Here is a 3,624-nt window from a genome sequence, read left to right on the forward strand (position 1 = left end):
CCCTGGGAGATCCTGGCCCAGCCCTTCGAGCCCGACAGCAGCAAGGCCCGGCTGACGGAACTGTTCGCCCCCCTGGCGGCGGAACTGCCGGGGCTGCTGGAGGCGGTGGCGGCCGCCCCGCCGGCGGGCCCACAGGAGCCGTTCGAGCTGGCGGAGAGCCTGCAGGAACAACTCTGCAGCGATCTGCTCGACAGCTGGGGCTATGACGCGGCCCGCTGCCAGCGGTCCCGATCCGCCCACCCCTTCTCCTGCACCGTCGGCCCGCAGGACTTCCGCATCACCACCCGGGTGGTGCGGGGCCAGCCGTTCTCGGCCTTCCTGGCCACCGCCCATGAATGGGGCCACTCCCTCTACGAGCAGGGCCTGCCCCGCAGCGACGACCACTACTTCCCCTGGCCCCTCGGGGAGGCCACCTCCATGGGGGTGCATGAGTCCCAGTCCCTGTTCTGGGAATGCCGGGTGGCCCGCAGCCGGGCCTTCGCCGAGCGCTGGCATCCCCGCTTCCAGAGCGGCCTGGGCTCCGACCCCTGGGGCGGCGCCTTCGGTTTCTGGCGGGCCCTCAATCCCCTGCGGCCCGGCCTGATCCGGGTCGAGGCCGATGAGCTGAGCTACAGCCTTCACATCGTCCTGCGCTTCGAGATGGAGTTGGCCCTGCTGGAGCAGGAGATGCCGGTGGAGGAGCTGCCCGCCGTGTGGAACCGGCGCATGAAGGAGCTGCTGGGGCTGCAACCGGCCACGGACGCCGAGGGCTGTCTCCAGGACATCCACTGGGCCGAGGGGCTGTTCGGTTACTTCCCCTCCTATGCCCTCGGCCACCTGATCAGCGCCCAGATCTCGGAGGCCCTCGAGCAGGAGATCGGCCCCATCGAGGCTCGGGTGGCTGCGGGGGAGACGGCCGCCCTGCAGGACTGGCTCGCCAGCAACATCTGGCCCCATGGCCGCTCGGTGAACGCCGAGGAACTCGTCGAGCGGGTCACGGGCCGGCCCCTGGACGCGCGGCCCTTCCTCACCTACCTGCGCACCAAGGTCGGCCAGCTGACCGGGGCGGGCTGACCGCGGCGACCGGAACAGGGGCTCCGGTGCCCGCTGCCTAAGATGCCGCCGCAGAAAAGACCCCACCATGGCGAACATCGACCACGCCCCCAGCCGCACCATGCTGAACCTGCTGCATGTGCTGCCGGCCTTCGCCGATGAGGCCGAGCTGCGGCTCAACGCCATCGTGGAGCTCAACTCCAACACGATCAACAAGTACGAGCTGATCACCGAAACCGGCCATCTGAAGCTGGATCGGGTCGGCTATTCCTCCCTCGCTTACCCCTTCGCCTACGGCTGCATTCCCCGCACCTGGGACGAGGATGGCGATCCCCTCGACATCGAGATCGTCGGCGTCACCGAGCCCCTGGTGCCGGGCAGCCTGGTGGAGGCCCGCATCATCGGCATCATGTGCTTCGACGATGGCGGCGAGGTGGACGACAAGGTGATCGCCGTCCTGGCCGACGACAAGCGCATGGACCACATCACCAGCTATACCCAGCTGGGTGAGCACTGGCTCAAGGAAACCCAGTACTACTGGGAGCACTACAAGGATCTGAAGAAGCCCGGCACCTGCAAGGTGAACGGATTCCATGACACCGGCGAGGCCGTGCGCATCATCAAGGAATGCGAAGATCGCTATCTTTCCGTCGTCGATCCCCGTCTGGTCGACTGACGTCCACCGGCACCGCCGCCGCGGTCCCCTCCGATCCCGTTCCGCCCATGTCGCGCTCCCTGGTCCTGTCCGTGCTCCTGACCACCGGCTGGGGGGCCGCCATGGTGGCCGCAGCCGGGGCGGTCGAAGCGCCGGTGCTGATGCCGGCGACCACCACGGCTCCCGCCATCGCTCCCACCGCTGAGCCGCCGGCCGGGACCACCCCTGCGGCGCCGGCTCCGGCGAAGGCCACCGTCACCAGCACCCGCGAGATCCTGCTGGAGCTGGGCAAGCGCACCATCAGCCTGCGGGACAACGGCAAGGTGCTGGGCAGCTGGCCCGTGGCCATCGGCGATTCCCGCACCCCCACCCCCAAAGGACGCTTCCTGGTGGAGACCAAGGTGGTCAATCCCCAGTACCAGAGCACGGTGAGCGGCAAGATCAACCCCACCAAGGGCCCCAATGGCCCCCTCGGGGATCGCTGGATCGGTTTCAAGCGCAGCGGCCCCAACCAGTACGGCATCCACGGCACCCCGAGCGCCTGGGCCTGGACTGTCACCTCCCGCTCCGCTGTCACCAACGGCTGTGTCCGGATGCTCACCCCCCATGTCCGCGCCCTGTTCGATCAGGTGGAGGTGGGAACACCGGTGGTTGTCAAACCCTGAACACCGACGGGCGATTGCGGCGAATCAGGGAGCGACCGAAGAGATTCTGGAGATTGTTCAGGATGGGTTTGATGTCTGGGTGCAAACACCTAATGTCTTGAAACTCGATCAACAGCGGCACCCTCCAGCACCGCCGATTTTCCTCCCATGTTCGATTCCACCCACGAACCCACCACCGACCAGCTCAACAGCACGTCGCTGAAGTGGGGCAACGACGGTGAGCTCTCCGAACTGGACCTGCAGCGGATTCTGGGCCTGCTCTCTCAGGCGGATCCCGTCGCCGAGGCCCTGATGGAGGGTCGCTCCGAAGCGGCCTGAAAGCGTCGCGCCTGGGCCCTGGCCATGCCGTCGCGGCTGGCCATCCCCCGCAACCGCTCCACGGCCAGCCCCCCGGGGGGAAGACCGTGGGGCAGATGGTCCCCCGATCCCCCCTCCAGCTCGAAGACCGGAAGCTGCCGCAGGCCATTGGGCCGCAGCTGATCTTCGAGGCGATCCAGATGTACACCGGACGGCAGCCAGACCAGGTCGGTGCGCAGGCAGTCCTCGAGGCGCAGCGGCTGCGGGCGGCTGAGATCGGAGCCGAGGCCACGCTGCAGATCGCCGATCGTCACCAGCCCCAGGGCCAGCCCGGCCCGTTCCACCAGCAGGCAATGGCCATGGCTGTTGATCAGTCGGGCCAGGGCCGCTGAGGCCGTCATGGCGGCCGGCAGCACCAGGGGTGCCTCCGGTTCGAAGGCCTCCTCCACCGGGATCGCCGCCAGCTGGCCGCGCCGCCGCTCCTCCAGCGGATCAGGCCCCATCAGACCGGGATCCTGGATCCCCTGCCAGCGCTCCACCAGGGCGGCGCTGAGGCCGGCCGCCGCCATCAGCGGCAGCACGATGCGGATGTCGCGGGTGAGTTCGAACAGCAGCAGCAGGGCGGTGAGCGGTGCCCGGGCGCTGCCGGCCAGCACCGCCGCCATCCCCACCATGGCGTAGGCGGGGGGTTCGGCCACCGGCAGGTTCAGGCCGCCGCTGCCCAGCGCCTGGCCGTAGCAGCTGCCCAGCACCGCCCCAAGGAACAGGGAGGGGGCGAAGCCGCCGCCCACGAAGCCGGTGGCGTTGCTCACGGTGGTGGCCACCAGCTTGACGCCGATCAGGGCCACCAGGGTGAGCAGGGGGATGCCGCCAGCCCGGCCCAGCAGGGCTTCGATCGTGTCGTAGCCGACCCCGAGCACCTGGGGAAACACCAGGGCCATACCCCCGAGGGCCGCCCCGCCCAGGGCCGTGGGC

General features: G+C 69.1%; 5 protein-coding genes. 4 read left to right on the forward strand and 1 reads right to left on the reverse strand.

From position 1 onward, the window contains the following. From VB737_RS15570 to VB737_RS15585, 4 genes are all read left to right on the forward strand, one after another. On the forward strand, positions 1 to 1,053 hold a 1,053-nt coding region (locus tag VB737_RS15570), incomplete at its 5' end, for a carboxypeptidase M32 (RefSeq protein WP_500314290.1). Between the two features lie 67 nt (positions 1,054 to 1,120). Next, on the forward strand, positions 1,121 to 1,708 hold the full coding sequence (locus VB737_RS15575) for an inorganic diphosphatase (protein WP_094587112.1): 588 nt from the start codon (positions 1,121 to 1,123) through the stop codon (positions 1,706 to 1,708). Between the two features lie 47 nt (positions 1,709 to 1,755). Next, positions 1,756 to 2,352: a L,D-transpeptidase gene (locus VB737_RS15580; protein WP_500314291.1), complete on the forward strand. Its 597-nt coding sequence runs from the start codon at positions 1,756 to 1,758 to the stop codon at positions 2,350 to 2,352. Positions 2,353 to 2,499: 147 nt separating this feature from the next. Then, positions 2,500 to 2,670, forward strand: coding sequence for a DUF8633 family putative protein (locus VB737_RS15585; protein ID WP_190611742.1), 171 nt, complete (start codon positions 2,500 to 2,502; stop codon positions 2,668 to 2,670). Here the strand turns inward: VB737_RS15585 and VB737_RS15590 are convergent. Continuing rightward, positions 2,616 to 3,624: chloride channel protein (locus VB737_RS15590; RefSeq protein WP_500314293.1), on the reverse strand; the 1,009-nt coding region annotated here is incomplete at its 5' end. The genes VB737_RS15585 and VB737_RS15590 overlap by 55 nt on opposite strands.

The organism is Synechococcus sp. BA-120 BA3, assembly GCF_034931285.1.
GTDB lineage: Bacteria > Cyanobacteriota > Cyanobacteriia > PCC-6307 > Cyanobiaceae > Cyanobium.